The following is a 4,089-nucleotide window of genomic DNA, read 5'->3' as shown; positions in this document are numbered from 1 at the left end:
GGTCGGGGTGAGACATTGCGTATCAGGGTTGATCGGGGCCGTACAGCAGCCCGTGACGGCCAAAGAGTCGCAGCAGCCGTTCCACGTTGGCCCGGAGCAGGCCGCGGGGCACCTGTGTGCCCTTGTCAATGCCCATGACCCGCCCGAGCGCCGGGTCCTCCCCGGCGGCCCGGGCCAGGTCCTCCACCAGGGCTTCCAGGTCCCGCGTGCCATCCAGCAGTTCCACCAGTCTTGCGGACACCGGATCGAGGCCCAGGCTGTCATGGCGAAATGTGGCCAGGTGTCCTTCACCCAGGGTGGCCTGAACCCGGGCGAGCGCGGAGACCCGGGGCCGTACCGGCCGCGATTTCGGCACCGGCGGGTTGTCCAGGCGGGTGGTCTGCAGTCCGCCGGAGACGAACAGGTTGAAGAGTTCCTCCAGCAGTTCCCGGTCGACGGAGATGTCCCCCAGCGCTTCTTTCAGGGTGAGCGCAACCGGATAGGCGTTCGACAGGATGCCCAAGAGACGGCGCGTCTGGCGGTGACGGACCGTAAACCGCGTGCCGCCGGGGTTGCGCCATTCATGGCTGTCCTCGTCCGGTTCCAGGGCGCTGTAGAGCGGTTCAGTCACCAGCCAGTCGAGATCGACGTCGCGCCGAAGCGGTGCCGCGGCCGGACACAGCAGACTCTGGCGGAAGGGGCGCAGGCGCAGGAAGTCCAGGTATTGCTCCTCCTGTTCCAGGTCGTGCATGGATTCGAAGCGTGCCGCCACCGCGTCGCCCAGCGTTGCCGGGAACATGGTATGCAGCTGGGTGTCGCCCACGTACTGGAGCCCCGCGGCGTGTGCCCTGTCCATGAAGGCGGAGAACAGCATGGGTCGGTTCGAATCCTCCAGGTACTCGTGGTAGAGGTAGCTGTCCCGCGCCTTGCGCAGGTAACCGATCTCCTGCTGCAGCCACACGTGGCCCGGCTGGGGGTTGTCCACCGGCGTCGCCAGGAAATCCAGCAGTTCGCGTGCCGCCTTGAGCCGCTCGGCGGGATTCCTGCAGTCGCGGGTGTGATGCAGCAGCATCTCGCGCACCATGCCCCGCACGCCCCAGCCGGGCTGGGTGTTGTAGCTGACGTAGGCAATGCCCCGGGGCGCCAGCCGACGGGCACAAATCTCGAAGATCCGCTCTTGCACGAATTCGGGCACCCAGGAGAAGACCCCGTGCACCAGAATGTAGTCGAAGGGCTCACCCTCGAGCGCCACGTCCATGATGTCCGCGTGACGGATCTCCACGTTGTCGAGACCCAGTGCCGCCACCAGGCGTTGTCCGTGCGCGGCCTGGGCGCCGGAGAGTTCCACCCCCAGGTATTGTCCGCCGGGCAGGTACCACGCCATCGGAATAATGTTGCCGCCGGCGGCGCAGCCCAGTTCCAGCACGCGCGCCCGCGCCGGGTCGGGCGGTTCCAGGCCGAACAGGGCCGCAATCGCCGCCAGCCGGTCCGGGTGGGTATCGGCGATGGGATGGCTCTCGTAGGGGATGCGGTCGTAGCTCTCGGCGACCGGATCGATCACAGGCCGGACTCCGCGGTCAGGGGTCCCGCGTCCAGGCCCGATTGCTCACGGATCAGCGCGCGCAGATCCAGGCCCAGGTCCGACGGCAGCAGCACGTGGCGCACAACGGGTGCGTCGGGCGTATTGCGCCAGGCCTCGCTGGCCAGGTTGATGAGGCGGCGCCGGGTCGGGGTGACGTGGTCCGACTCGCGCAGCAGCATGACCACCGGGCGCAGCTTCTGATGCTCGTTGAGCCCCACCACCACCCCCACCTGGCCGTTGGTCAGTTCCACTACCGCGCCAATGGGATAGATGCCGACGCAGCGGATGAAGGCCTCCACGAGATCGCGGTCCAGGCCATGGCTGGCCATCTGGTAGAGGCGGCTGAGCGCCTCCTGGGCCTGCAGGCCGTCGTGGTAGACGCGGTCACTGGTGATGGCGTCATAGATGTCGACAATGGATACGACCTTGGTCAGGAAGGGAATCTGTTCATGGGTGAGGCGATGGGGATAGCCGCGCCCGTCGCCGCGCTCGTGATGCAGCAGCACCACGTCCAGGGCCTCCTGGGGAACGTCGTTGGTCTGCACCAGCAGCGCGTGCCCCTCCACGGGGTGTGACATCATGATCTCGAACTCGTCGGCGGTCAGGGCGCCGGGCTTGTTGAGGATCTCCAGGGGTACCTTCAGCTTGCCCACGTCATGCAGCAGCGCACCCAGTCCCAGGGTGCTCAGCACGGGACTGTCCAGGCCCAGGTAACGCCCGAAGGTCAGCGCCAGGATGCACACGTTGACGCTGTGCTGGGAGGTGTATTCGTCGCGCTGCTTGAGCTGGGTGACCCACACCATGGCGCTGGGGGCCTCCACCACCTGGCTGGCCAGCTCGGCCACCACCTTGCGCGCCTCCCGTGTGTCGATGCCGCGCCCGAGCCGCACGTCGTCCAGCGTCCGGATGACGTAGTCATGGGCGAGATTGCGGGCTCGGGCGGCGCCGGCCATGTCGCGCCGGAAGCGATCCGGCTCGGTGGATGGCGGCTTCAGTGCCGCGGGGATTTCACGGATCTCCACACGCGGCTCGGACGGGGGCGGTGATGCCGGTTCCGGGGGTACATAGGCACTTCGCTCGGTATCCACGAACACGAAGCTGCACAGCCGGCGCAGCATCTCCAGCTCATGGTCGGTGCGAATGGGAAAGCCCTGCAGGAGAAACGGGGTCTCCAGCCACGGGCGGTCCAGTTCGCACACGTACATGCCCTTGCGCAGGTCGTCCACGACCACCTTGCGCTTGTGTGCCTCGGGAGTGGGTGTATTCACGTCAGCCATTGGGGGTATTGTGTAGACCCCCCCGTATCCGATCAAGCAACCCCTAACCCGCGCATCTCACCGGTCGGACACCGGCGGGGAAAGTCTGTCATGCTGAGATTGGCACCCGTTCCAGGATTTTCTCCTTATATTTCCACCTGTTGCGCCAGATGGTGTCCGACCGGTGAGATATGCGGCCTCAGGGCGTCATCGCCTGATGGTCGCTGTACTGGCCCGGCTTGGGGCTGCGTTTCAGGGCCGCGGCGCACTCGCGCAGGGCCTTGGCGAGTTCCGTGCCCGTCTGGTAGCGCTTGTCCGGGTCCTTCTCCAGCGCCCGGTTGAGGATCAGCGCCACAAGCGGGCCGAGTTCCGGCCGGACCTCGGAAATGGACTGGTGGCGCGTCTGGGTGATCTGGTAGACCAGCCCCGCCATGGTGTCGGCGGTAAACGGCAGCTGACCGCTCAGCAGCTGGTACAGGGTCACGCCCAGGGAGAAGAGGTCCGAGCGCCCGTCCACCGCCTTGCCGGAGACCTGTTCCGGTGACATGAAGGCCGGGGTGCCGAGGATCGTGCCGGTGCGGGTGCGGTTGTTGTCGGTCAGGCAGGCGATGCCGAAATCGGTGATAGTGACCGAGCCCTTGCTGCGGTTATAGATGACGTTGGCCGGCTTGACGTCCCGGTGGATGACTTGTTGGCCGTGGGCGTAGGCGAGCCCGTCTGCCACCTGGGCGCAGATCTCCAGGACCTCGACCACGGGCAGCAGTGTTTCGCGGCGCACGAAGGCATCCAGGGAACTGCCCTCGAGATAGTCCATGGCGATGAAGGCCAGATCGTGTTCCTCGCCCACGTCGTAGATGGTCACGATATTGCGGTGATTGAGGCGCCCCGAGGCCTCCGCTTCTCTGAAGAACCGCCACTTGATCTGTTCCAGCATGTCCGGCTCGAACTCCTGGTTCAGCGCCAGGGTCTTGATGGCCACCTTGCGGCCGATCTTGGGGTCCACTCCCAGGTAGACGATGCCCATGGAACCGCGCCCCAGCTGGCATTCGATCTGGTAGCGACCCAGCGTCGGTTTCTCCAGGCTCTCGCCATCGATGATCAGGGCGCTGTCCACCTTGGAGAGATCGTGGCCGAGCTTCTTGCGACCCGGCGCGGCGAGGCCCCTCAGCCGTTCAATGCGCACCGGCACGTCCCGGTAGCGGGGTGAGATGCTGTCCAGGTGCGTATAGACGTCCATCGCTCGGGCATACTGGCGCCGGGTCGCAAGAAGCT

General features: G+C 66.2%; 3 protein-coding genes. All 3 read right to left on the bottom strand.

The features are described from left to right. Positions 1-22 precede the first annotated feature (22 nt). A complete protein-coding gene (locus B1C78_RS11370; RefSeq protein WP_077279290.1) occupies positions 23-1,540 on the bottom strand; it encodes a methyltransferase regulatory domain-containing protein in 1,518 nt (505 codons plus the stop codon). Next, on the bottom strand, positions 1,537-2,838 hold the full coding sequence (locus B1C78_RS11365; protein WP_077279289.1) for an HD-GYP domain-containing protein: 1,302 nt from the start codon (positions 2,836-2,838) through the stop codon (positions 1,537-1,539). Before B1C78_RS11365 ends, B1C78_RS11370 begins: the two co-directional genes overlap by 4 nt. A gap of 178 nt (positions 2,839-3,016) precedes the next feature. Then, positions 3,017-4,089, bottom strand: a 1,073-nt coding sequence (locus B1C78_RS11360; RefSeq protein ID WP_139349909.1) for a serine/threonine-protein kinase, incomplete at its 5' end; no start/stop codon positions are given.

The sequence above is a fragment of the Thioalkalivibrio denitrificans genome (genome assembly GCF_002000365.1).
Taxonomy (GTDB): domain Bacteria; phylum Pseudomonadota; class Gammaproteobacteria; order Ectothiorhodospirales; family Ectothiorhodospiraceae; genus Thioalkalivibrio_A; species Thioalkalivibrio_A denitrificans.
The sequence above is the reverse complement of the archived record's forward strand: the minus strand, read 5'-3'. Positions and strand labels throughout refer to the sequence as shown.